Source organism: Brochothrix campestris FSL F6-1037 (assembly GCF_000525915.1).
GTDB classification, from domain to species: Bacteria; Bacillota; Bacilli; order Lactobacillales; family Listeriaceae; genus Brochothrix; species Brochothrix campestris.
This window is the reverse complement of record NZ_AODH01000015.1, coordinates 1-23,740: the sequence shown is the minus strand read 5'-3', so window position 1 is coordinate 23,740 and position 23,740 is coordinate 1. Positions and strand designations below refer to the sequence as shown.

Sequence of the window (23,740 nt, the reverse complement as noted above, 5' to 3'; positions counted from 1 at the left end):
TTTAATAACCTTAGAAACTGCTGTTTGATTATAAATTATAATTTGGAAGGAGAAATACCAAATGAAAAGAGAGTTCTCCTTAGAAAATACGCGTAACATTGGGATTATGGCTCATATCGATGCCGGTAAAACAACTGTTACTGAACGTATTCTCTTTTATACAGGTAAAATCCACAAAATTGGCGAAACTCACGATGGTGGCGCTCAAATGGACTGGATGGAGCAAGAACAAGAACGTGGGATTACAATTACATCAGCAGCTACAACTGCTGCATGGAAAGACCACCGTATCAACATCATCGATACACCTGGACACGTAGACTTCACTGTTGAAGTTGAACGTTCATTACGTGTACTTGATGGTGCTGTGGCAGTACTTGATGCGCAATCAGGTGTTGAACCACAAACTGAAACAGTATGGCGTCAAGCTACTACTTACGGTGTTCCCCGCGTTGTATTCATCAACAAAATGGATAAAATCGGAGCTGACTTCTTATACTCTTTAGGTACTTTACATGACCGTCTGGATGCAAATGCAGGCGCAATTCAATTACCTATCGGTGCTGAAGACACGTTCAAAGGTGTTGTCGATTTAGTTGAGATGCAAGCGTATATTTATGAAAACGAAATTGGTGATGATCCTCACACTGTTGCTATCCCAGAAGATATGCAAGAGTTAGCTGAAGAGTACCGTGATAAATTAGTCGAAGCTATTGCAGACGTAGACGAAAGCATCATGGATAAATACTTAGAAGGCGAAGAAGTTTCAACGCCAGAATTAAAAGCAGCAATTCGTCGTGCTACAATTGCGGTAGAATTCTACCCAGTATTATGTGGTACAGCGTTCAAAAACAAAGGTGTTCAACCGATGTTAGATGCTGTTCTTGATTACCTTCCTGCTCCAACAGATGTACCTGCTATCGTTGGTACAACTATGGACGGTGAAGAAACATCACGTCCTTCAACAGACGAATCTGAATTCTCAGCTTTAGCATTCAAAGTTATGACAGACCCTTATGTTGGTCGTTTAACATTCTTCCGTGTGTACTCAGGTGTGTTACAATCCGGTTCTTACGTATTGAACTCATCTAAAGACAAACGTGAACGTGTTGGTCGTATTCTTCAAATGCACGCAAATCACCGTGAAGAGATTCCTGAAATCCACGCTGGTGATATCGCGGCTGCTGTCGGACTTAAAAACACAACTACTGGTGATACTTTGTGTGACGAGAAACATCCCGTTATCTTAGAATCAATGGAATTCCCAGAACCAGTAATCTCGGTTGCGATTGAACCTAAATCAAAAGCAGATCAAGATAAAATGGGTCAAGCTTTAGTTAAATTAGCTGAAGAAGATCCGACTTTCCGCGCTGAAACTGACCAAGAAACGGGTCAAACAATCATCTCTGGTATGGGTGAACTTCACTTAGATATCATTGTTGATCGTATGCGTCGTGAATTCAACGTTGAAGCTAACGTTGGTGATCCACAAGTTTCTTACCGTGAATCATTCAAGAAATCTGCACAAGTTCAAGGTAAATTCGTTCGTCAATCAGGTGGTAAAGGTCAATACGGAGACGTATGGGTTGAATTTACACCTAACGAAGAAGGAAAAGGCTTTGAATTTGAAAACGCAATCGTCGGTGGTGTTGTTCCTCGTGAATACATCCCTGCAGTTGAAAAAGGTTTAGCAGATTCTATGTCTAACGGTCAATTAGCTGGTTACCCATTAATCGATGTTAAAGCTAAGCTTTATGATGGTTCTTACCATGATGTCGATTCAAATGAAACAGCTTTCCGTGTTGCTGCATCTTACGCATTACGTGAAGCTTACAAAAAATGTGACCCTGCATTGTTAGAACCAATTGAACTTGTTGAGGTAGTAATGCCTGAAGAGTATCTTGGTGATATCATGGGTGACATCACAAGTCGTCGTGGACGCGTAGACGGTATGGAAGCTCGCGGTAACGCTCAAGTTGTCCGTGCATTTGTACCATTATCTAACATGTTTGGATATGCTACTGACTTACGTTCTAAGACACAAGGCCGTGGTGTTTACTCAATGCAATTCGATCATTACGAAGAAGTACCTAAATCTGTAGCAGAAGAAATTATTAAAGCTAACAAAGGTCAATAATTGATTTTTTACTGATTTTGAAGTATAAATATCATAGGGAGTAATTTTACGATTGCTCTCGATGATGTTACTTAAAAATAAAAATAACTTATATATCCAAGGAGGAAATATCAAAATGGCTAAAGAAAAATTCGATCGCTCAAAAGCCCATGTAAACGTTGGTACTATTGGACACGTTGATCATGGTAAAACAACTTTAACAGCTGCAATCACTACTGTATTATCTAAGAAAGGTTTTGCAGAAGCGTCAGCATACGACGCTATCGATGGTGCTCCTGAAGAACGTGAACGTGGTATTACTATCTCTACTGCTCACGTTGAATACCAAACTGAAACTCGTCACTACGCACACGTTGACTGTCCTGGACATGCCGATTATGTTAAAAACATGATCACTGGTGCTGCTCAAATGGATGGTGGTATCTTAGTAGTATCTGCTGCTGATGGTCCGATGCCTCAAACACGTGAACACATTTTACTTTCTCGTCAAGTTGGTGTTCCTTTCATCGTTGTATTCTTAAACAAATGCGACATGGTTGATGATGAAGAATTATTAGAATTAGTAGAAATGGAAGTTCGTGACTTATTAAGCGAATATGACTTCCCAGGCGATGATGTTCCAATCATCCGTGGTTCTGCACTTAAAGCTTTACAAGGCGAACCAGAATACGAAGAAAAAATTCTTGAATTGATGGATGCAGTAGATTCTTACATCCCAACTCCAGAACGTGATACTGACAAACCATTCATGATGCCAGTTGAGGATGTATTCTCAATCACTGGTCGTGGTACTGTTGCTACAGGCCGTGTTGAACGTGGTGTTATCAAAGTTGCTGACGAGATCGAAATCGTTGGTATCCACGATACTAAAAAATCAGTAGTAACTGGTGTTGAAATGTTCCGTAAATTGTTAGATTACGCTGAAGCTGGCGATAACATTGGTGCATTATTACGTGGTGTTTCTCGTGAAGAAATCGAACGTGGTCAAGTACTTGCTAAACCAGGTACTATCACTCCTCATACTTCTTTCACTGCAGAAGTATACGTATTATCTAAAGAAGAGGGTGGACGTCATACGCCATTCTTTAACAACTACCGTCCACAATTCTACTTCCGTACTTCTGATGTAACTGGTTCAATTACATTACCAGAAGGTACTGAAATGGTTATGCCTGGCGATAACGTTTCTTTAACTGTTGAATTACACGCTCCAATCGCTATCGAAGATGGTACTAAGTTCTCTATCCGTGAGGGTGGACGTACTGTTGGTGCTGGTGTCGTAGCATCTATCTCTAAATAATTTAACATCTAAAACCGGTGCAGAGCAATCTGCACCGGTTTTTTGTATTCTGGGATAAACGTTATAGATCGTTTTTTAAACGTTGTTAGAACGGTCGTTGACGTTTGCTAGAAGGACTCTGAATGATACAACACCTTCTATTTAGAGTGCTTGTGTTGTGAGTGCGCAAAAAAACCGAGTGGATTAGCCGACTATTGGGCTGATTTGTGTTATTATAAATAACGTTGGTGATTAGCAGTAATGAATCACCTTGAGGGTCTTTTGGAACAGAGCGTGGCCAATGCACGTGATGAGGCAGGTGAGCCGCAACAAGCCTGCAACTGACAATGAAACGTAAGTCGAGGCGACTTGAAAAATAATCAAGAAGTACTTGAAATTATGTTTAGAATCATGTATAATTGTACAAGTGTGAAACCAAAGGGACTCGTATGCCTGTATTGGTAAACGAAATCCAGCAGTGCCCCACAAAAATGTTGAAGTGGGAGGTTGCGATACACCCGGCCGCTTTGTCATGGCGCTTGTATCGGAAATTTCCATGGAATATGCTTGTTAGATCAAGCGAAAAGGAGGGAAAATAATGGCAAAACAACAAATTCGTATTCGTTTAAAAGCTTATGATTACCGCATTTTAGATCAGTCAGCAGAAAAAATCGTTGAAACAGCGAAACGTTCAGGTGCAGATGTATCTGGCCCAATCCCGTTACCAACTGATCGTTCTGTATACACTGTTATCCGTGCGACTCACAAGTACAAAGATTCACGTGAGCAGTTCGAAATGCGTACTCACAAACGTTTAATCGATATCGTAAACCCAACACCAAAAACAGTTGATGCGTTAATGCGTCTTGACTTACCAAGTGGTGTGGACATCGAAATCAAATTATAATCCAAACAAAAAAACAGGAGGTGTAACCCATGACTAAAGGAATCTTAGGTAAAAAAGTTGGTATGACACAAATTTTCACTGCTAACGGTGAATTAATTCCAGTAACTGTAATCGAAGCAACTCCAAACGTTGTTTTACAAAAGAAAACAGTTGAAACTGATGGCTATGAAGCTATTCAAGTTGGTTTTGATTCTAAGCGTGAAAAATTGTCGAACAAACCAGAGCAAGGTCATGCAAGTAAGGCTAACACTACTCCTAAGCGCTTCGTTAAAGAATTTGACGGCGTTAGCTTAGATGAGTATGAAGTAGGTTCAGAAATTAAGGTAGATTCATTCGCAGCAGGTGACGTCGTTGATGTTACAGGTACTTCGAAAGGTAAAGGTTTCCAAGGCTCAATTAAACGCCATGGTCAATCTCGTGGACCTATGTCTCACGGTAGCCGTTACCACCGTCGTCCTGGTTCAATGGGTCCCGTTGCACCTAACCGCGTATTCAAAAATAAAAAATTACCAGGTCAAATGGGTGGTACTCAAATTACAATCCAAAACTTGGAAATTGTCCAAATCGATGCTGAACGTAACTTGATCTTAATCAAAGGTAACGTGCCAGGACCGAAAAAATCTTTAATCCAAATTAAATCAGCTTTAAAAGCTTAATAATTGATTCAGAAAGGAGGAACATGAAATGCCTAAAGTAGCACTTTTAAAACAAGATGGTACAAACGCTGGTGAGTTAACACTAAATGATTCTGTATTTGGAATCGAGCCTAACGAAAATGTCGTTTTCGATGCAATTATTATGCAACGTGCGTCATTACGTCAAGGTAACCATAAGGTTAAAAATCGCTCTGAAGTACGTGGTGGTGGTCGTAAACCATGGCGTCAAAAAGGAACTGGACGTGCGCGTCAAGGTTCTATCCGCTCACCTCAATGGGTTGGTGGTGGTGTTGTATTCGGTCCTACTCCACGTAGTTACGCATACAAATTACCTAAAAAAGTTCGTCGTTTAGCTCTTAAATCAGTTTTATCTGATAAAGTTGCAAACGAAAAATTGGTAGCTTTAGAAGGCTTAGCTTTCGATGCGCCAAAAACAAAAGACTTTATCGCAGCATTAGCTAACCTTAAAGTTGAAGGTAAAACATTAGTTGTCGTTGACGATGCTAGTGTAAACGCAGCAATTTCTGCTCGTAACCTTCCAGGAGTTACAGTTGTCAAAGCAGACGGAATTAACGTATTAGATATCGTAGCACACGATAACTTAATCGTTACTAAAGCTGCTGTTGAAAAAATAGAGGAGGTGCTTGCATAATGGATGCACGTGACATCATTAAGCGCCCAGTCATCACAGAACAATCTATGACTTTCGTAGAAGAAAACAAATATGTTTTCGAAGTAGACGTTAAAGCGAACAAAGTAGCTGTCAAAAAAGCGATGGAAGAAATTTTCGGCGTTAAAGTTGCTAAAGTAAACGTTTTAAACTACAAAGCGAAATTTAAACGTATGGGTAAATACGCTGGTTATACTAACAAACGTCGTAAAGCGATTGTTACATTAGCTGAAGGTAGTAAAGAAATTACTTTATTCGAAAACTAAACCAGATAGGAGGATAACCAAAAATGGGAATCAGAAAATATAAACCAACCACAAACGGTCGTCGTAACATGACATCGCTTGATTACGCTGAAATCACAACTAACAAACCAGAGAAATCGTTGTTAGCTTCGAAATCACGTCAAGCAGGCCGTAACAACCAAGGTAAAATTACTGTTCGTCACCATGGTGGGGGACACAAGAAACAATACCGTATCATCGATTTCAAACGTAACAAAGACGGCATTCCAGGTCGCGTTGCTACAATCGAATACGATCCAAACCGTACAGCTAACATTGCATTAATTCATTATGCAGATGGTGAAAAACGTTACATCATCGCTCCTAAAGGGCTTGTTGTTGACATGGTCATCTATTCAGGCGAAGGCGCTGATATTAAAACAGGTAACGCTTTAGCACTTAAAGACATCCCTGTAGGTACTGTCGTTCATAACATCGAACTTAAACCAGAAAAAGGTGGACAACTTGTTCGTTCTGCCGGTACTTCTGCTCAAGTTCTTGGTAAAGAAGGCACTAAATACGTACTTGTACGTCTTAACTCAGGTGAAGTTCGTATGATCCTTGCTGAATGTCGTGCGACAATCGGTCAAGTTGGTAACGAACAACATGAATTAGTGAACATCGGTAAAGCTGGTCGTTCGCGCTGGTTAGGTAAACGTCCAACAGTTCGTGGTTCAGTAATGAACCCTAACGATCACCCACACGGTGGTGGTGAAGGTAAAGCTCCAATTGGTCGTAAATCACCAATGTCTCCATGGGGTAAACCAACTCTTGGTAAGAAAACACGTAAGAAAACGAACAAGTCCGATAAATTTATCGTTCGTGGACGTAAAAAATAATTGTTACGCAGCGTAGCTTATGCTACGCAGCCATTATCCGAAGGGAGGCAATCTAATGGGTCGTAGTCTTAAAAAAGGACCTTTTGCTGATGATCACTTAGTTAAAAAAGTGGATGCTGCAAAACTGTCTGAGAAAAAAGTTGTAATTAAAACTTGGTCACGCCGTTCTACAATCTTCCCATCATTTGTCGGCACTACAATCGCTGTCTATGATGGACGTAAACACGTTCCAGTTTTCATTCAAGAAGATATGGTTGGTCATAAACTGGGTGAATTCGCACCTACACGTACTTACCGTGGTCACGGTAGTGACGATAAAAAAACTCGTTAATATTGAGAGGAGGGTTTTACAATGGCAGAAATTACATCTGCAAAAGCAATTGTAAGAACAGTCCGCATTGCTCCTCGTAAGGCACGTATCGTTGCTGATTTAGTACGAGGTAAACAAGTCGGAGAAGCAATTGCTATTTTAGCACTAACACAACGTGGCGCTTCGCCAATCATCACTAAAGTTTTAAACTCTGCTATCGCTAACGCGGAGCATAACTATGATTTAGATGTTAACAAATTGGTACTTACAGACATTCAAGTGAATGAAGGACCAACACTTAAACGTTTCCGTCCACGTGCGATGGGTCGTGCAAGTCAAATTAACAAACGTACAAGTCACATCTCTGTAACTGTGACAGAAAAATAAAGGAGGGATAGTCGTGGGTCAAAAAATTAATCCAATAGGTATGCGTATTGGTATTATCCGTGATTGGGATGCCAAATGGTATGCTGGTAAAGATTACGCAGACTTATTACACGAAGATTTACATATTCGTGAATATATCGCTAAACGCTTAAAAGACGCTTCAGTTTCACGTGTTGAAATTGAACGTGCTGCAAAACGCGTTAACGTTTCGATTCATACTGCTAAACCAGGTATGGTTATTGGTAAAGGCGGCGCTGAAGTAGAAACTTTACGTAAAGCATTGAACGATTTAACAGGCAAACGCGTTCATATCAACATCGTTGAAATCAAACGTGCTGATCTTGATGCTAAATTAGTTGGGGAGAGTATTGCTCAACAATTAGAAAACCGTGTGTCTTTCCGTCGTGCACTTAAACAAGCTATGCAACGTACTATGCGTGCAGGCGCTAAAGGGATCAAAACGCAAGTTTCTGGTCGTTTAGGCGGAGCTGACATGGCTCGTACAGAACATTATAGTGAAGGAACTGTTCCTCTTCATACATTACGCGCAGACATTGACTACGCATGGGAAGAAGCAGATACTACTTTTGGTAAACTAGGCGTTAAAGTTTGGATTTACCGCGGTGAAGTCCTTCCAACGAAGAAAAATATTGCAAAATCGGAAGGAGGCAAATAAAAGATGTTAGTACCTAAACGTGTTAAATATCGTAGAGAGCACCGTGGGAAAATGCGTGGTTTTACTAAAGGCGGCGCAGAAGTATCATTCGGTGAATACGGCTTACAAGCTGTAGAATCATCATGGATCACTAACCGTCAAATCGAAGCATCTCGTGTTGCTATGACTCGTTTCATGAAACGTGGCGGTAAGGTTTGGATTAAAATCTTCCCTCATAAATCATACACTGCTAAAGCTATCGGTGTTCGTATGGGTTCTGGTAAAGGTGCTCCTGAAGGTTGGGTAAGTCCAGTTAAACGTGGCAAAATTCTTTTTGAAGTTGCCGGCGTTCCTGAAGATGTAGCTCGCGAAGCTCTTCGTTTGGCATCACATAAATTGCCAATCAAAACAAAATTCGTAAAACGTGAAGAAATTGGTGGTGACTCAAATGAAAACTAAAGAAATTCGTGACTTGTCCACTACTGAAATTCAATCAAAAGAAAAAGAGTTAAAAGAAGAGTTATTCAACTTACGTTTCCAACTTGCAACGGGTCAGTTAGAAAACACTGCTCGTATCCGTCAAGTACGTAAAGCAATCGCTCGTGTTAAAACAATCGTTCGTGAACGAGAATTAGCATAAATTAACTTTTAAGAAAAATAAAATCTTTTGAGAAGGAGGATTACACTCATATGTCAGAAAGTAATCAACGTAAAGTATACACAGGCCGTGTTGTTTCAGATAAAATGGACAAAACAATTACAGTTGTAGTTGAAAGCGTCAAAAAACATAAGTTTTACGGCAAACGTGTGAAATCGTCGAAAAAAATTCAAAGCACATGATGAAAATAACTCAGCTAAAATTAACGATATCGTACGCATCGAAGAAACTCGTCCGTTATCTGCTACTAAACGTTTCCGCATTGTTGAAATCGTCGAAACTGCTGTTGTTATCTAATCTCGCTAAATTAAATGTGTAACTGTCGCTTGTCGATACTGCATAGAAGGAGGAATTATCAGTGATACAACAAGAAAGTAGAATGAAAGTCGCTGACAACTCTGGTGCTCGTGAAGTTTTAACAATTAAGGTACTTGGTGGATCTGGCCGCAAATTTGCTGGCATCGGTGATATCGTTGTAGCTACTGTTAAAAATGCAACACCAGGTGGCGTTGTCAAAAAAGGTGAAGTTGTTAAAGCTGTCATCGTTCGTACTAAGTCTGGCGCTCGTCGTCCTGACGGTTCATATATCAAATTTGACGAAAACGCATGCGTTATCATCAAAGACGATAATACACCTAAAGGAACTCGTATTTTCGGACCTGTTGCACGTGAATTACGTGAAAACAACTTCATGAAAATCGTTTCATTAGCTCCAGAAGTACTTTAATACAAAATGTAACCCATTCCGAGTTAAAAGGAGGTGCCTATAGATATGCATCTAAAAAAAGGTGATAAAGTTCAAGTATTAGCTGGTAAAGATAAAGGTAAACAAGGCGTTATCTTATCAATCTTAGCTAAAAAAGATCGTGTCCTAGTAGAAGGTATCAACATGATTAAAAAACATGCTAAACCATCGAATGACAATCCTCAAGGTGGTATTTTAAATATCGAAGCACCGATTCATATGTCAAACGTTGCTCTTCTTGATCCGAAATCTGGTAAACCAACACGTGTTGGCTTCAAGATTGTTGGAGACGAAAAAGGTACGAGTGTCTAAAAAATCCGGTGAAGTAATTAAATAATTTCTAATGAAAGGAGGACTACAATCAATGAGTCGCTTCAAAGACATTTATAAAAATGAAATTGCACCTGCGTTAGTAACGAAATTTGAATACAAATCAGTTATGCAAGTGCCTCAAGTCGATAAAATCGTTATCAACATGGGTGTTGGTGATGCTACTTCAAACGCTAAGTTATTAGACAAAGCGGTTGAAGAATTAACATTAATCGCAGGTCAAAAACCTGTTATTACTAAAGCGAAGAAATCAATCGCTGGTTTCCGTTTACGTGAAGGTGTTCCAATCGGAACTAAAGTTACTTTACGTGGCGAAAAAATGTACGAATTTCTTGATAAATTAGTTTCTGTATCACTTCCTCGTGTACGTGATTTCCGTGGTGTTTCTAAAAAAGCATTTGACGGTCGCGGTAACTACACTTTAGGTGTTAAAGAACAATTAATTTTCCCTGAAATTTCTTTCGATTTAGTTGATAAAACTCGTGGTATGGATATCGTTATCGTTACAACTGCTAACACTGACGAAGAAGCTCGCGAATTATTAACTGGATTTGGATTCCCATTCCAAAAATAATAAGTCATCGCTTCGGCGGTGTAAAATAAGGAGGCAACATTGTGGCTAAAAAATCAATGGTAGCTAAACAACAACGCACGCCAAAACATGCTGTTCAAGCATACACTCGCTGTGAACGTTGTGGTCGTCCACACTCAGTTATCCGCAAATTTAAACTTTGCCGTATTTGTTTCCGTGAATTGGCTTACAAAGGTCAAATTCCTGGCGTTCAAAAAGCAAGCTGGTAAGTATTCAGTATTGGAAGGAGGTTAATTAAAAATGGTTATGACAGATCCGATTGCAGATTTCTTAACACGCGTTCGTAACGCTAACATGGTTCGTCACGAAAGCTTAGAAGTTCCGGCTTCTAACGTTAAAAAAGAGATCGCTAACATTCTTAAGCGTGAAGGTTTTATCCGTGAAGTTGAATACATCGAAGATGACAAACAAAACGTTATCCGCGTATTCTTAAAATATGGTGCAAACGACGAACGTGTTATTACAGGATTAAAACGTATTTCTAAACCAGGTTTCCGTGTTTATGCAAAAGCTGATGAGGTTCCTAAAGTATTAAATGGTTTAGGTATCGCTATTGTGTCAACATCTAACGGTTTATTAACAGATAAAGAAGCACGTGCTAAACAACTTGGCGGCGAAGTACTCGCTTACGTGTGGTAATAATTTAGAACATAAGGAGGTGCAAACATGTCACGTATTGGTAAAAAACCAGTCACAGTTCCTGCTGGCGTAACCATTACAATTACTGATAACAATCACGTAACTGTAAAAGGTGCTTCAACAGAACTTGCTAAACAATTTGATTCACAACTTACTATTACTCAAGAAGGGTCTGAGATCGTAATCGGTCGTTCTTCTGAAGATAAGAAAGTACGTGCACTTCACGGTACAACTCGCGCATTAATCGCGAACATGATCGAAGGTGTAACGACTGGATTTTCTAAAGGATTAGAACTTATTGGTGTCGGTTACCGTGCTCAAAAGCAAGGTAGCAAATTAGTTCTTAACGTTGGTTTCTCTCACCCAGTTGAGTTTGAACCAGAAACAGGTATTGAAGTTGAAGTACCTAGCAACACATCAGTTATCATCAAAGGTGCTGATAAAGAGAAAGTTGGCGCTTTAGCTGCTAACATTCGTGCGATTCGTCCACCAGAACCTTACAAAGGTAAAGGTATTCGTTACGTAGGCGAACATGTTCGTCGTAAAGAAGGTAAAACTGGTAAATAATGCTGCATAGCATTGTTTACTAAGTCCAAGAGAAAAAGAGGTGACTCATTGTGATTACGAAATTGGATAAAAACAAAACTCGTAAAAAACGTCATGGCCGTGTCCGTTCTAAAATTAGCGGAACTGCAGCTTGTCCACGTTTAAACGTATTCCGTTCAAACACTAACATCTATGCTCAATTAATCGACGACGTAAATGGTGTAACTTTAGCTAGCGCTTCTAACATCGAAAAAGATTTCGACGTTAAAGGTTCTAAAACTGAACTTGCTCAAGCTGTCGGTAAATTAGTAGCAGAACGTGGTGTTGCGAAAAACATCGAAAAAGTTGTCTTTGACCGTGGTGGTTACTTGTATCATGGCCGTGTAGCAGCTTTAGCTGATGCAGCCCGTGAAAACGGTTTGAAATTCTAATAGAAGGAGGTAAATACATTCATGGCTTATATTGATCCAAACACATTAGGAGAATTGGAAGAACGCGTCGTTACTATCAACCGTGTTGCTAAAGTTGTAAAAGGTGGACGTCGTTTCCGTTTTACAGCATTAGTAGTTGTCGGAGATCGTAATGGTCACGTTGGTTTCGGTACTGGTAAAGCTCAAGAAGTTCCAGACGCAATTCGTAAAGCAGTTGAAGATGCTAAGAAAAACTTAGTTGTCCTTCCAATTGTTGGAAGTACTATTCCACACCGTGTAATCGGTAACTTTGGCGGCGGTTCTGTACTTATGAAACCTGCAGCAGAAGGTTCTGGTGTAACAGCTGGTGGACCTGTACGTGCTATCCTTGAATTAGGTGGCGTTGCAGACGTATCTTCTAAATCTTTAGGTTCAAGCACACCTATCAACATGGTTCGTGCAACAATCGAAGGAATTAAAGAACTTAAAACAGCAGAAGATGTAGCTCGTCTACGTAACATTTCTGTTGAAGAATTATTAGGATAAGGAGGTACTACATTATGGCTGAAAAATTAGTTGTAACATTGAAACGCAGCTTAATCGGACGTCCTCAAGATCAACGTAACACTGTTTATGCATTAGGTTTACGCAAAACAAATGGTACTGTTGAGAAAAACGATACTCCTGCGATTCGCGGTATGATCAACAAAGTGTCTCACTTGGTTGAAGTAACAGAAAAATAAGATGATACTCCTTTCGAGGAGTGTTCTACTATTTTTGTATAATATATAAGGAGGTGCAATATATAATGAAACTTCATGAATTAAAACCTTCTGAGGGATCTCGTAAAGTACGTCACCGTGTTGGACGTGGATCTTCATCAGGTATGGGTAAAACTTCTGGTCGTGGTCAAAAAGGCCAAAACTCTCGTTCAGGTGGTGGTGTTCGTCTAGGATTCGAAGGTGGTCAAATGCCTTTATTCCGTCGTTTACCTAAACGTGGATTCACAAACATTAATCGTAAAGATTATGCTGTTGTGAACGTTGAGACTTTCAACCGTTTTGAAGATGGAACTGTTATCACTCCTGCTCTTTTATTAGAAACAGGTGTAATCAGCAAACAACTTAACGGCATTAAAGTGTTAGCTAACGGTGAATTAACTAAAAAAGTTACTGTTCAAGCTCACAAATTCTCACAAGCTGCGAAAGAAGCAATCGAAGCAGCTGGTGGTAGCGTAGAGGTGATTTAATGTTTTCAACATTTCTGAACTTCTTCAAGGTTAAAGACATTAGAAGTAAAATTTTGTTTACTTTGGCAATGTTAATCGTCTTTCGTATTGGTGCACACATTCCAGTTCCTGGTGTGGATGCATCACAACTGAAGGCTTTAAACACATCACTCGTAGGTTTCTTAGATCTCTTCGGTGGTGGTTCGCTATCTAACTTCTCAATCTTTGCCGTTGGGATTATGCCGTATATTACAGCATCGATCATCGTGCAATTGTTAGAGATGGATGTCGTTCCAAAGTTATCAGAATGGGCAAAACAAGGCGAAATGGGCCGTCGTAAGTTAAATCAACTTAAACGCTATTTAACGATTGTTTTAGGCTTAGTACAGTCATTTGGTGTCTCTTACGGGTTCAACAACATGACAGGTGCTACGCTCGTTCCTAACGCTTCTGTGGGTCAGTTTGCATTAATGGCTATCATCCTTACAACTGGAACATTGTTCTTGATGTGGATGGGTGAACAAATTACTGAAAAAGGTATCGGGAACGGTGTATCAATCATTATTATGGCTGGTATTATCGCAAACGTTCCTTCATCAGTTGGTCAACTGCTTACGACACAACTTGCTAAAACAGGCACACCTCTTTTCATCACTGTGATTGAAATGATCTTACTTGTTGTAGCTGTAATTGTTATCGTTGCGTTAGTTGTCTTCGTACAACAAGCGTCACGTAAAATTCCGGTTCATTATTCAAAACGTGCGTCATCTTCAGCTGCCCCTCGTGGTGCTCAAGTATCGCATTTACCTTTGAAAGTGAACTCAGCTGGTGTTATTCCGGTTATCTTCGCTTCTGCCTTCATCATTACCCCACAAACACTCTTGACCTTTGCGGACCAAGATAAAGGTTGGGTAACGACGTTAGGTAAAGTATTTAACCTCCAACAACCGGCGGGAATGGTATTGTATGTTATCTTGATTTTAGCTTTCACTTACTTCTATGCGTTCATTCAAGTGAATCCAGAAAAAGTTGCTGAAAACTTACAAAAGCAAGGTGGCTACGTGCCAACAATTCGTCCTGGTAAAGATACAGAAAAATATCTCTCACGCGTTTTACTTCGGTTAACGTTTGTTGGATCAATTTTCTTAGCAGCAATTGCGATTTTACCAACAATTGGAACTCAGTTATTTAGCTTACCTCAAGGCCTTGGCATTGGTGGTACATCACTACTCATTATGGTAGGGGTGGCGTTAGATACGATGAAACAATTAGAAGGACAACTTGTGAAACGTAACTATAGAGGATTTCTTAAGTAAGTGTTTATGGAAGCAAGATTTATCTTCGCTTCCATCTGCCTTACCCTCAAAATTTTTTATAGGCTTTGCAAGGTAGCAACAAACTTCGAAAAACAAAGCTTGCTTTTGCTTTGAAGAATGGGAGAAAAACCAAAATGAACTTAGTTTTAATGGGGCTTCCTGGTGCTGGTAAAGGCACACAAGCTGAGCGCATCGTTGCTCAGTACCATATTCCGCATATTTCAACTGGAGATATGTTCCGTGCAGCTATTAAAAACGGAACAGACTTAGGTTTGAAAGCAAAAGCGTTTATGGATGAAGGAAATCTAGTACCTGATGAAGTAACGAACGGTATCGTTCGCGAACGTTTGGCGCAAGATGATGCTAAAGAAGGCTTTTTGTTAGATGGTTTCCCAAGAACTGTCGCTCAAGCTGAAGAATTAGAAACTATCTTAAATGATTTGAATCGTAGCTTAGATGCTGTTATCAACATTCAAGTTGATCAATCATTATTAATGGAACGCTTAACAGGTCGTTGGATTTGTTCAACGTGTGGACGTACGTACCACGCAACTTACAACCCTCCAAAAACTGCTGGTGTCTGTGACGATGATAACGTAACATTATATCAACGAGAAGATGACAAACCTGAAACAGTTAAAAATCGTTTGGCTGTTAATACGAAACAAACCCAACCATTGCTTGACTTCTATACCTCAAAAGGGTATTTAAAAGATATTAATGGTGGACAAGCAATTGATGAAGTCTTTAAGGATGTTAACAAACTATTATCGAAATAGTTGTTAAAACGCTCGAAGTCTAGTATAATGGATAACTGGCAACGAATTGTTGAATTTCATCACTTTTTTGCTGTGATTTATTCAATTGTACGAAGAAATAATGCGTCTTTTTCGTAAGATCCCGTTATTTTTGAAGTGTCAATTAAGTTTTAACTAAACTTCCGAACGGCGGATAAAGACGATTCCAAAGTTCAAGACAAAAGGAGGTAACGAGAAATGGCGAAAGAAGATGTAATTGAGGTTGAAGGCGTAATTAAAGAAACTTTACCAAACGCTATGTTTAAGGTTGAGTTAGAAAACGGTCATGCGGTACTTGCTACTATTTCAGGTAAGATTCGTATGCACTATATTCGTATTTTACCGGGGGACAAAGTAACTGTTGAACTTTCTCCGTACGATTTAACGCGCGGAAGAATAACATACCGTTTCAAATAATCTGAACTCCGGCATATTGAAGGAGGTATTCTACGATGAAAGTAAGACCATCCGTGAAACCAATCTGCGAAAAATGTAAAGTTATTCGCCGTAAGGGTAAAGTCATGGTAATTTGTGAAAATCCGAAACATAAACAAAGACAAGGTTAATAATTAGGGAGGTGCACATAAATGGCACGTATTGCTGGAGTGGATGTTCCACGTGAAAAACGCATCGTTATTTCATTAACTTACGTATTCGGTATTGGTACGACTACTGCTCAAAAAGTTTTAGAAGAAGCAGGCGTTAACCCAAATACTCGTACACGTGATTTAACAGAAGACGAATTAACTAAAATTCGTGAAGTTGTTGATACAGTTAAAACAGAAGGTGACTTACGTCGTGAGGTCGCATTAGACATCAAACGTTTACAAGAAATCGGTTCTTTCCGAGGAATTCGTCACCGTCGTGGTTTACCTGTTCGTGGTCAAAACACGAAAAACAACGCTCGTACTCGTAAAGGTCCATCGAAATCTATCGCTGGTAAGAAAAAATAATTAATTAAGTAAGGAGGTCAACTAACAAATGGCACGTAAAACAAATACTCGTAAACGCCGTGTGAAAAAAAAATGTCGAATCAGGTATTGCACATATCCGTTCAACATTCAATAACACGATCGTTACATTAACAGACATGCAAGGAAACGCTTTATCATGGTCTTCTTCAGGCTCATTAGGTTTCCGTGGTTCTAAAAAATCAACACCGTTCGCTGCTCAAATGGCTGCAGAAGCTGCTGCTAAAGTAGGTATGGAACATGGTTTGAAAACATTGGAAGTAACAGTTAAAGGTCCTGGTTCAGGTCGTGAAGCTGCTATCCGTGCTTTACAAGCTGTTGGTCTTGAAGTAACTGCTATTAAAGATGTTACTCCAATTCCTCACAATGGTTGTCGACCACCAAAACGTCGTCGTGTATAATCTTTAACCTTGGTTAAAGTGTTATATTCAATATTGTTACAAGACGTTTATCATGGGAGGTAAATTAAATGATCGAAATTGAAAAGCCGAAAATTGAGACGATTGAGATCAGTGAAGATAGCCGTTATGGTAAGTTCGTAATTGAACCACTAGAACGCGGTTATGGTATCACTTTAGGCAACTCCTTGCGTCGTATCCTTTTATCTTCATTACCAGGAGCAGCAGTTACTTCAATTCAAGCAGACACAGTGTTACATGAATTCTCAGCAATTGATGGTGTCGTTGAAGATGTAACTCGCATTATCTTAAACTTGAAGAAACTTGCTTTGAAAATCTATTCTGATGATGAAAAAACATTAGAAATTGATGTTCAAGGACCAGGTGTGGTTACGGCAGCTGATATTAACTTTGATAGTGATGTAGAAATCTTAAATCCGGATTTACATATTGCGACTCTTAGTGAAAATGCACATTTCCATATGCGCTTGCATGCAAGTCGCGGTCGTGGATATCGTCCAGCTGATCAAAACAAACGCGAAGATATGCCAATTGGTGTTTTACCAATCGATTCTATCTTTACGCCAATTCTTAAAGCTAACTACCAAGTGGAAAACACACGCGTAGGTCAAAATCCTGATTTTGACAAATTAACGTTTGACTTAACAACTGATGGTAGCATCGGTGTTAAAGAAGCGATTAGTTTAGCTGCTAAAATCTTAACGGAGCATTTGAACATCTTTGTTAACTTAACAGATGAAGCTCAACATGCAGAAATTATGATTGAAAAAGAAGAAAGCAAGAAAGAAAAAGTGCTCGAAATGACAATCGAAGAACTCGATTTATCAGTTCGTTCATACAACTGCTTAAAACGTGCCGGTATTAATACTGTGCAAGAATTAGCAGATAAATCGGAAGAGGATATGATGAAAGTTCGTAACCTTGGACGTAAATCACTTGAAGAAGTTAAGGTTAAATTAACTGATTTAGGATTAGGTCTTCGCAACGAAGATTAATTAAAGGAGGCAAAACACTAATGGGTTACCGTAAATTAGGCCGTACAAGCTCACAACGTAAAGCATTATTACGTGATTTAGCAACTGACTTAATCATCAACGAACGCATCGAAACAACTGAAGCTCGCGCTAAAGAAGTTCGTAAACTTGTTGAAAAATTAATCACTGCTGGGAAACGTGGAGATTTAAGCGCTCGTCGTCGTGCTGCTGCTATTGTACGTCACGAAATCGTAGGTTATGTAGAAAAAGAAACAACTGATAAAGAAGGTAAAACTGTGACTAAAACACGTCCGGTATACGCTTTGCAAAAATTATTTGATGATATTGCAGGCCGTTACACAGAACGTCAAGGTGGTTACACACGTATCTTCAAAAAAGGTCAACGTCGCGGCGATGGCGCACCAGTTGTAATTATTGAATTGGTTAAATAAGTAAATTCGATCATTTTTATGAAAAACGTCTAAAGCTTGGGCGTGTCATGATAAGGTGATTGACTCGTTGATCATCTTGTCTAGCGCTGTTGTGCTCCTTCTTTCTTTGCGGGGATAAAGGAGCACGGCTTTTTTTGTTGTAAATTTGATAGAAAATCTGGCTTTTGGAAATCGAGTATTCGATGGACAAAGGTCCTTTTTTTGTTGTTGAACAAAACGGATTGAAATCAGCTTTGTTGAGCATTAAAAGGGGCTGTTTTTTGGTGAATATCACAGAATATGCTAAAATGACAGTAATTGACTATGATAAAAGTTAGAGGAGAAACCAATGAAAGCAAATAACATCGTAACATTTGAACACGTGTCGTTCTCATATGAAGAAGACAAGACTGTTTTAGATGACGTATCATTACAAGTCGCAGAGGGTGAGTGGCTCGCTATTGTCGGGCATAATGGTTCAGGGAAATCGACGATGGCTAAGCTCATCAATGGTCTATTAGTGGCGCGAACAGGTGAAATTACTGTTAGTGGTTTACCGATGACTGAGGAGAACATTTGGGAGATTCGACGACGGGTGGGGATGGTCTTTCAAAACCCCGATAATCAGTTTGTTGGTGCCACTGTACAAGATGACGTCGCCTTTGGTCTCGAAAACAATGGCATTCCTCAAACAGAGATGGTGACGAGGGTTGCTCAGGCGCTTGCAGACGTCGCTATGAATGGTTTTGAAACATTTGAACCTAATCGATTGTCAGGGGGTCAAAAACAGCGTGTGGCGATTGCTGGTGTGATTGCACTACGTCCTGGCTTGATAATCCTCGACGAAGCGACATCAATGCTCGATCCTGAAGGACGCGTCAGTGTGTTGGCAACAATTAAGGCTCTCAAAGAGCAACATCAGTTAACCGTTATTTCAATTACGCATGATTTAGAAGAAGCTGCGATGGCAGATCGTGTGATTGTGATGAACAAGGGCCGCTATTTGATGGAAGGCAAGCCAGAAACTATTTTTAAGGAGACCACTAAACTGCAAGAAATTGGTTTAGATGTACCGTTTGTTAACCAAGTACAAGCAGATTTAATGACAGCCGGTTTCAAATTTAACACTGTTTATTTTTCGGAAGGAGAGTTAGTGAACGCCTTATGCCAATTACGTTCGAACAAGTAGGATACACGTATCAAGCGGGAGGGCCTTTTCAAAAAAAAGGCTTTAACTAATATTTCTTTTACGGTGAAGGATGGTGAATACACTGCCATTGTCGGGCGCACCGGTTCAGGAAAGTCGACCTTATTACAGCACTTAAATGTTATTTTAGAACCGACAGAAGGCCGAATAATCTTTGATTCACGGACAATTATTGCTGGTCAGAAACAGAAAAATTTAAAAGCTATCCGTCAAAAAATTGGTGTTGTTTTTCAATTCCCTGAGTCACAGCTGTTTGAAGAAACCGTTGTAAAAGACATTATGTTTGGGCCGATGAATTTTGGTGTGAGCAAGGCTGAAGCAAAGGAGCGGGCGTTAGCCTTGCTAAATGTTGTTGGTCTGCCAGAAGCAATTGCCGAGTCGTCACCGTTTGAGTTATCAGGTGGTCAAATGCGTCGGGTTGCGATTGCAGGCGTTTTGGCGATGGAACCGAGTATCTTGGTGCTTGATGAACCAACCGCGGGCTTAGACCCTCGTGGGCGGGCTGAGATGATGGCATTGTTTTATCGGTTACATAAGGAAAAGGGACTGACGATTGTGCTCGTTACGCATAATATGGATGATGTCGCCGCCTATGCGGATGCGATGATCGTTTTGCGCAACGGCGAGATTGAGGCTGTCGGTGAACCGCGGGCATTATTTGCTCAAGATGAGCAGGTCAATGCCTTAGCAATAGGCCAACCGAGTGCTTTGAGCTTGCAACGTCGCTTGGAGGAGCAAACAGGAGAACGATGGCCGGTGACCTGTTTAACACGTCAAGAGTTAAGTGATTACTTAACACTACACTGGAAGGAGGGAACCGTTAGTGAATAATATGATTTTAGGACGGTTTGTTCCCGGTGATTCGTGGTTGCATCAGTTAGATGCACGCGCGAAACTCGTTGCCGTCATGTACTTTATCGTGATGGTTTTCTTCGCAAATAATTTGCTGAGCTACCTGTTATCGTTTCTATTAGTGTTTAGCTTATTAGTACTTTCAAAAATCCCGTTTTTATTTTTTATTCGTGGCTTACGCCCGATTATCTTTTTAATTTTATTGACAGTCATCCTGCAATTATTTTTCACGACCGAAGGACAGGTATTGTTACAGTTTGGACCGTTACAAATTACCGATGCCGGCATTATTAATGCCGTCTTCATCGCGCTCCGGTTTATGCTGATTATTTTTATGACGACCTTATTATCGTTAACAACCAGTCCAATTTCATTGACCGATGGAATTGAGTCGTTGTTGAATCCACTGCGAAAAGTGAAATTCCCCGTACATGAAATGGCATTGATGCTCAGTATTGCCCTCCGTTTCATTCCAACATTGATGGATGAGGCTGAAAAAATCATGCAGGCGCAAAAATCCCGTGGCGTTGAGTTCAATAGTGGCTCGCTATTAGCCCGCGTTAAGGCGATTATTCCCCTGTTAATCCCGCTCTTTATTAGTGCCTTTAAACGGGCTGAAGATCTCGCGATTGCAATGGAAGCTCGGGGTTACCATGGCGGTGAAGGCCGTACTAAATACCGTATTTTAAAATGGGAAGCCCGTGACACGCTCATGATTGTGTTAATGATGGTGTACACGCTCCTCTTATTTTTAACACGAGGAGGTTAAGGTAGATGCGTTATAAAGCAATTATTCAATATGATGGTTCGCAGTTTTTAGGCTATCAAATTCAGGCGACTGGTCGAACAGTGCAAGATGAACTCCAAAAGGCCTTAACAAAAATGCATAAGGGCACGCCCGTTAAAATCCATGCTTCTGGTCGAACAGACACGGGCGTGCATGCTAAGGGTCAGGTGGTACACTGGGACTCTGAGCTTACGATTCCGCTCGAAGGCTATCAGCGCGGACTCGAAACCTTAACGGCGGATGACATAGCGATTGTCGCGGTTGAGCAGGTAGCTGATGATTTTCATGCACGCTACGATGTTGCGGCGAAAGAATACCGTTACTTTGTGAAAACAGCGGCGCAGCGTGATCCATTTACCCGTCATTACGCGTTGCATTATCCTTTTAGTCTCGATGAATCACGCATGAATGAGGCGGCTCGTTTACTTGAAGGGGAACATGATTTCACGAGTTTTTGTTCGGCACGGACGGAGCGCGACAGCAAGGTACGCACACTTTATGCAATTACAATTAATCGAAACGTTGATGGTTGGGAGTTCTCATTTAAAGGTAGTGGTTTTTTATACAATATGGTGCGTATTTTAGTCGGCGCCTTGTTGTCTGTTGGCCAACAAAAATTAACACCACAGGAGCTACAAGCTGCCTTAGAAAAAAAAGATCGGACAGCATTAAACTGTCGTACAGCCCCACCACAAGGGCTTTATTTATGGGAAGTTAGCTATAAAGAAAAGAATTAAGAATGTGACTCTTGACTTAATTTGTGAAAGCATGTATTATTGATTGTGGTATTGTTTACCCCATGATAAGCCCCGGAAACTTATTATGCTTATACAAACAATGACAGAATTTTTATAAAAAAGAATGATTAATTAATAGGAGGCAAAACAAATGCGCACAACATATATGGCAAAAACTGGCGAAGTCCAACGCGACTGGCATGTCGTAGATGCAACTGATGTTCCACTTGGTCGTTTATCAAGTGAAGTCGCTGCTATCTTACGCGGAAAACACAAACCAACATTCACACCCCACACTGATACAGGTGACTTCGTCATCATTATCAATGCTGAAAAAATCGCTTTAACAGGTAACAAAGCCGATGGTAAAATCTACCACCGTCACTCTGGTTACGCTGGTGGATTAAAATCTATCTCAGCTGGTGAGCTTCGTGCTACTAAACCAGAACGTTTGTTAGAATTATCTATCAAAGGTATGTTACCAAAAAACACTTTAGGCCGTAAACAATTTACAAAATTGAACGTGTACGCTGGTACAGAGCATCCACATGCTGCTCAATCACCAGTTGAATACAAAGTACGCGGATAATAGGAGGAGAAAAATAATATGACACAAGTACAATATTATGGAACTGGTCGTCGTAAAAGCTCTGTTGCCCGTGTTCGTTTAGTTCCTGGCGATGGTACAATTACAATCAATGGCCGTGATGTAGAAAACTACATCCCATTCGAAGTTTTACGTTCAGTTATCAAACAACCGTTAACACTTACTGAAACTGTAGGTAACTACAACGTTTTCGTAAACGTTGATGGTGGTGGTTATACTGGTCAAGCAGGAGCTATCCGTCACGGTGTTGCTCGTGCGTTATTACAAGTAGATCCTGAATACCGTTCAACTCTTAAACAAGCTGGTCTCTTAACTCGTGACCCTCGTATGAAAGAACGTAAAAAACCAGGTCTTAAAGGTGCACGTCGTGCTCCTCAATTCTCAAAACGTTAATAGTTACATATTGCCGTTTCAAACACTTTCCAAGCAATTGGGAAGTGTTTTTTAGTTGGAAAGAGAAATTTGTTTCTTGCAAACGTTGATTTAACGGTGTTATTTAATTAGGTTGTGAAAGAAATTATAAAGCCATAATTCTTTTTTACGTTTAGATAATTTATTTAGTTTAGTCAACCAATGAGAAATTTTGTCAAAATAAAAAAGTATAGGGGGTTCCTATACTTTTAATCGCTATCAATATACTCAGATAAAGCTGAAGCCGTTTTTCTTTTTTGGTCAGTGGATACATGCGTGTAGATTTGTAACGTAATTTCTGAGTTAGCATGTCCTAAACGGTCTTGAACTTCTTTAATGGTCGCTCCACTTTCAAATAGTAAACTTGCGTGGGTATGCCTAAATCCATGAATAGTGATTTTATCCAATTGGTGGTCGGTAGTAATTTTGCGTAACGCTCTATTTAAATAGTCAGCATCAAAAGCTACATCTTTTACTCCTTTAAGAGGAATATCCCTTGTGAATATTAAATGATTATCATTCACTTTTGCATATCTTGCTTGTTGTATCAGTTTCCATTTATTTAATATATCCATAGTTTTTTGGTCGATATCAATTATTCGATTTGATGATTTGCTTTTAGTGTCTGCAATATACTGAATCCGTTTAATAGTGGTTAGGCTTTTATTAACAATGATAGATTGATTTTCTATTATGTCAGACCATCTAAGTGCGTGTAACTCACTTTTTCTTAACCCAGTAAAAGCTAAAAGTCTAAACGAAGCAAATAACATGTAATCATAATTTTTTTCTACAATATCTGGAATGGCAACAGTAAATTGAACAAAAATTATAAGGGCTGTAATTTAAATTCGGTAGGCGTTAAATAACCCAATGTTCCATGAATACGGATGTTATTAAACCAATGAACGTAATCATTTAATTCAAGTTCCAGCTGATTAAGATTGGAAAAGTGAGCT

Annotated in this window: 35 protein-coding genes and 4 pseudogenes; 37 read left to right on the top strand and 2 right to left on the bottom strand. The window is 39.8% G+C overall.

Annotated elements, in window-relative coordinates:
• The first annotated feature begins 61 nt into the window (after positions 1-61).
• The 37 genes and pseudogenes from fusA (at position 62) to rpsI (ending at position 22,763) form a co-directional block, all read left to right on the top strand.
• A complete protein-coding gene (gene fusA / locus BCAMP_RS04010) occupies positions 62-2,137 on the top strand; it encodes an elongation factor G (RefSeq protein WP_035313874.1) in 2,076 nt (691 codons plus the stop codon).
• A 115-nt stretch (positions 2,138-2,252) separates the two neighbouring features.
• Complete coding sequence (gene tuf, locus BCAMP_RS04005) at positions 2,253-3,437, top strand: elongation factor Tu (RefSeq protein ID WP_035313873.1); 1,185 nt, start codon at positions 2,253-2,255, stop codon at positions 3,435-3,437.
• A 577-nt stretch (positions 3,438-4,014) separates the two neighbouring features.
• Positions 4,015-4,323: a 30S ribosomal protein S10 gene (gene rpsJ, locus BCAMP_RS04000; RefSeq protein ID WP_035313872.1), complete on the top strand. Its 309-nt coding sequence runs from the start codon at positions 4,015-4,017 to the stop codon at positions 4,321-4,323.
• Between the two features lie 29 nt (positions 4,324-4,352).
• Entirely contained in the window at positions 4,353-4,979 is a 627-nt protein-coding gene (rplC, locus tag BCAMP_RS03995; protein WP_035313871.1) for a 50S ribosomal protein L3, read from the top strand.
• A gap of 28 nt (positions 4,980-5,007) precedes the next feature.
• On the top strand, positions 5,008-5,631 hold the full coding sequence (rplD, locus tag BCAMP_RS03990) for a 50S ribosomal protein L4 (protein ID WP_035313870.1): 624 nt from the start codon (positions 5,008-5,010) through the stop codon (positions 5,629-5,631).
• Positions 5,631-5,915 carry a 50S ribosomal protein L23 gene (rplW, locus tag BCAMP_RS03985; RefSeq protein ID WP_035313869.1) on the top strand — a complete coding sequence of 95 codons (285 nt, stop codon included), beginning with the start codon at positions 5,631-5,633 and terminating at the stop codon, positions 5,913-5,915. The genes rplD and rplW overlap by 1 nt, the downstream gene beginning before the upstream one ends.
• 23 nt (positions 5,916-5,938) lie before the next feature.
• Entirely contained in the window at positions 5,939-6,772 is an 834-nt protein-coding gene (rplB, locus tag BCAMP_RS03980; protein WP_035313868.1) for a 50S ribosomal protein L2, read from the top strand.
• Positions 6,773-6,827: 55 nt separating this feature from the next.
• Complete coding sequence (rpsS, locus tag BCAMP_RS03975; protein WP_035313866.1) at positions 6,828-7,103, top strand: 30S ribosomal protein S19; 276 nt, start codon at positions 6,828-6,830, stop codon at positions 7,101-7,103.
• Between the two features lie 21 nt (positions 7,104-7,124).
• Positions 7,125-7,480 (top strand): annotated as a pseudogene (gene rplV, locus BCAMP_RS03970) (50S ribosomal protein L22).
• A 2-nt stretch (positions 7,481-7,482) separates the two neighbouring features.
• Positions 7,483-8,145, top strand: coding sequence for a 30S ribosomal protein S3 (rpsC, locus tag BCAMP_RS03965; RefSeq protein WP_035313861.1), 663 nt, complete (start codon positions 7,483-7,485; stop codon positions 8,143-8,145).
• A gap of 3 nt (positions 8,146-8,148) precedes the next feature.
• Positions 8,149-8,583, top strand: coding sequence for a 50S ribosomal protein L16 (gene rplP / locus BCAMP_RS03960; RefSeq protein WP_035313859.1), 435 nt, complete (start codon positions 8,149-8,151; stop codon positions 8,581-8,583).
• A complete protein-coding gene (gene rpmC / locus BCAMP_RS03955) occupies positions 8,573-8,764 on the top strand; it encodes a 50S ribosomal protein L29 (RefSeq protein ID WP_029091533.1) in 192 nt (63 codons plus the stop codon). Before rplP ends, rpmC begins: the two co-directional genes overlap by 11 nt.
• Before the next feature lie 50 nt (positions 8,765-8,814).
• Positions 8,815-9,079 (top strand): annotated as a pseudogene (gene rpsQ / locus BCAMP_RS03950) (30S ribosomal protein S17).
• A 61-nt stretch (positions 9,080-9,140) separates the two neighbouring features.
• Positions 9,141-9,509 (top strand): 50S ribosomal protein L14, encoded by a 369-nt coding sequence (rplN, locus tag BCAMP_RS03945; protein WP_035313855.1) that lies wholly within the window; start codon positions 9,141-9,143, stop codon positions 9,507-9,509.
• 45 nt (positions 9,510-9,554) lie between these two features.
• Positions 9,555-9,864 (top strand): annotated as a pseudogene (gene rplX, locus BCAMP_RS03940) (50S ribosomal protein L24).
• Between the two features lie 27 nt (positions 9,865-9,891).
• Complete coding sequence (rplE, locus tag BCAMP_RS03935; RefSeq protein WP_035313853.1) at positions 9,892-10,431, top strand: 50S ribosomal protein L5; 540 nt, start codon at positions 9,892-9,894, stop codon at positions 10,429-10,431.
• A 41-nt stretch (positions 10,432-10,472) separates the two neighbouring features.
• Entirely contained in the window at positions 10,473-10,658 is a 186-nt protein-coding gene (locus BCAMP_RS03930; protein ID WP_035313851.1) for a type Z 30S ribosomal protein S14, read from the top strand.
• Between the two features lie 31 nt (positions 10,659-10,689).
• The gene (gene rpsH / locus BCAMP_RS03925) at positions 10,690-11,088 is read left to right on the top strand and encodes a 30S ribosomal protein S8 (protein ID WP_035313849.1); all 399 of its coding nucleotides are present in this window, start codon (positions 10,690-10,692) and stop codon (positions 11,086-11,088) included.
• Positions 11,089-11,115: 27 nt separating this feature from the next.
• Entirely contained in the window at positions 11,116-11,655 is a 540-nt protein-coding gene (rplF, locus tag BCAMP_RS03920; RefSeq protein ID WP_035313847.1) for a 50S ribosomal protein L6, read from the top strand.
• 50 nt (positions 11,656-11,705) lie between these two features.
• On the top strand, positions 11,706-12,065 hold the full coding sequence (gene rplR, locus BCAMP_RS03915; protein ID WP_029091525.1) for a 50S ribosomal protein L18: 360 nt from the start codon (positions 11,706-11,708) through the stop codon (positions 12,063-12,065).
• A 21-nt stretch (positions 12,066-12,086) separates the two neighbouring features.
• A complete protein-coding gene (rpsE, locus tag BCAMP_RS03910; protein ID WP_035313845.1) occupies positions 12,087-12,590 on the top strand; it encodes a 30S ribosomal protein S5 in 504 nt (167 codons plus the stop codon).
• A 14-nt stretch (positions 12,591-12,604) separates the two neighbouring features.
• A complete protein-coding gene (gene rpmD, locus BCAMP_RS03905) occupies positions 12,605-12,787 on the top strand; it encodes a 50S ribosomal protein L30 (RefSeq protein WP_035313842.1) in 183 nt (60 codons plus the stop codon).
• 65 nt (positions 12,788-12,852) lie between these two features.
• Positions 12,853-13,293, top strand: a complete 441-nt coding sequence (rplO, locus tag BCAMP_RS03900; RefSeq protein WP_035313840.1) for a 50S ribosomal protein L15 — start codon at positions 12,853-12,855, stop codon at positions 13,291-13,293.
• Complete coding sequence (gene secY, locus BCAMP_RS03895; protein ID WP_035313838.1) at positions 13,293-14,588, top strand: preprotein translocase subunit SecY; 1,296 nt, start codon at positions 13,293-13,295, stop codon at positions 14,586-14,588. Before rplO ends, secY begins: the two co-directional genes overlap by 1 nt.
• Positions 14,589-14,722: 134 nt before the next feature.
• A complete protein-coding gene (locus tag BCAMP_RS03890; RefSeq protein WP_035313836.1) occupies positions 14,723-15,367 on the top strand; it encodes an adenylate kinase in 645 nt (214 codons plus the stop codon).
• A gap of 216 nt (positions 15,368-15,583) precedes the next feature.
• A complete protein-coding gene (infA, locus tag BCAMP_RS03885) occupies positions 15,584-15,802 on the top strand; it encodes a translation initiation factor IF-1 (RefSeq protein WP_029091519.1) in 219 nt (72 codons plus the stop codon).
• A 35-nt stretch (positions 15,803-15,837) separates the two neighbouring features.
• On the top strand, positions 15,838-15,951 hold the full coding sequence (gene rpmJ, locus BCAMP_RS03880) for a 50S ribosomal protein L36 (protein WP_029091518.1): 114 nt from the start codon (positions 15,838-15,840) through the stop codon (positions 15,949-15,951).
• Positions 15,952-15,972: 21 nt separating this feature from the next.
• Positions 15,973-16,338, top strand: coding sequence for a 30S ribosomal protein S13 (rpsM, locus tag BCAMP_RS03875; protein WP_029091517.1), 366 nt, complete (start codon positions 15,973-15,975; stop codon positions 16,336-16,338).
• Positions 16,339-16,366: 28 nt separating this feature from the next.
• A pseudogene (gene rpsK / locus BCAMP_RS03870) lies at positions 16,367-16,757 on the top strand (30S ribosomal protein S11).
• 68 nt (positions 16,758-16,825) lie between these two features.
• Positions 16,826-17,770 (top strand): DNA-directed RNA polymerase subunit alpha, encoded by a 945-nt coding sequence (locus BCAMP_RS03865; RefSeq protein ID WP_035313832.1) that lies wholly within the window; start codon positions 16,826-16,828, stop codon positions 17,768-17,770.
• A 20-nt stretch (positions 17,771-17,790) separates the two neighbouring features.
• Positions 17,791-18,201, top strand: coding sequence for a 50S ribosomal protein L17 (gene rplQ / locus BCAMP_RS03860; RefSeq protein ID WP_035313830.1), 411 nt, complete (start codon positions 17,791-17,793; stop codon positions 18,199-18,201).
• A 328-nt stretch (positions 18,202-18,529) separates the two neighbouring features.
• Positions 18,530-19,369, top strand: coding sequence for an energy-coupling factor ABC transporter ATP-binding protein (locus tag BCAMP_RS03855; RefSeq protein WP_035313828.1), 840 nt, complete (start codon positions 18,530-18,532; stop codon positions 19,367-19,369).
• Positions 19,370-19,432: 63 nt separating this feature from the next.
• The gene (locus BCAMP_RS03850; RefSeq protein WP_332248501.1) at positions 19,433-20,218 is read left to right on the top strand and encodes an energy-coupling factor transporter ATPase; all 786 of its coding nucleotides are present in this window, start codon (positions 19,433-19,435) and stop codon (positions 20,216-20,218) included.
• 1 nt (position 20,219) lies between these two features.
• Positions 20,220-21,008, top strand: coding sequence for an energy-coupling factor transporter transmembrane component T family protein (locus tag BCAMP_RS03845; protein ID WP_035313899.1), 789 nt, complete (start codon positions 20,220-20,222; stop codon positions 21,006-21,008).
• Positions 21,009-21,013: 5 nt separating this feature from the next.
• Positions 21,014-21,763 carry a tRNA pseudouridine(38-40) synthase TruA gene (truA, locus tag BCAMP_RS03840; protein ID WP_035313826.1) on the top strand — a complete coding sequence of 250 codons (750 nt, stop codon included), beginning with the start codon at positions 21,014-21,016 and terminating at the stop codon, positions 21,761-21,763.
• A gap of 151 nt (positions 21,764-21,914) precedes the next feature.
• Positions 21,915-22,352, top strand: coding sequence for a 50S ribosomal protein L13 (rplM, locus tag BCAMP_RS03835; RefSeq protein ID WP_035313824.1), 438 nt, complete (start codon positions 21,915-21,917; stop codon positions 22,350-22,352).
• An 18-nt stretch (positions 22,353-22,370) separates the two neighbouring features.
• Positions 22,371-22,763, top strand: coding sequence for a 30S ribosomal protein S9 (rpsI, locus tag BCAMP_RS03830; RefSeq protein WP_029091508.1), 393 nt, complete (start codon positions 22,371-22,373; stop codon positions 22,761-22,763).
• A gap of 227 nt (positions 22,764-22,990) precedes the next feature.
• Here the strand turns inward: rpsI and BCAMP_RS03825 are convergent, their stop codons facing one another.
• The gene (locus BCAMP_RS03825) at positions 22,991-23,554 is read right to left on the bottom strand and encodes a site-specific integrase (protein ID WP_051456871.1); all 564 of its coding nucleotides are present in this window, start codon (positions 23,552-23,554) and stop codon (positions 22,991-22,993) included.
• A gap of 56 nt (positions 23,555-23,610) precedes the next feature.
• A partial coding sequence (locus BCAMP_RS03820; protein ID WP_035313823.1) for an IS3 family transposase occupies positions 23,611-23,740 on the bottom strand: 130 nt, incomplete at its 5' end.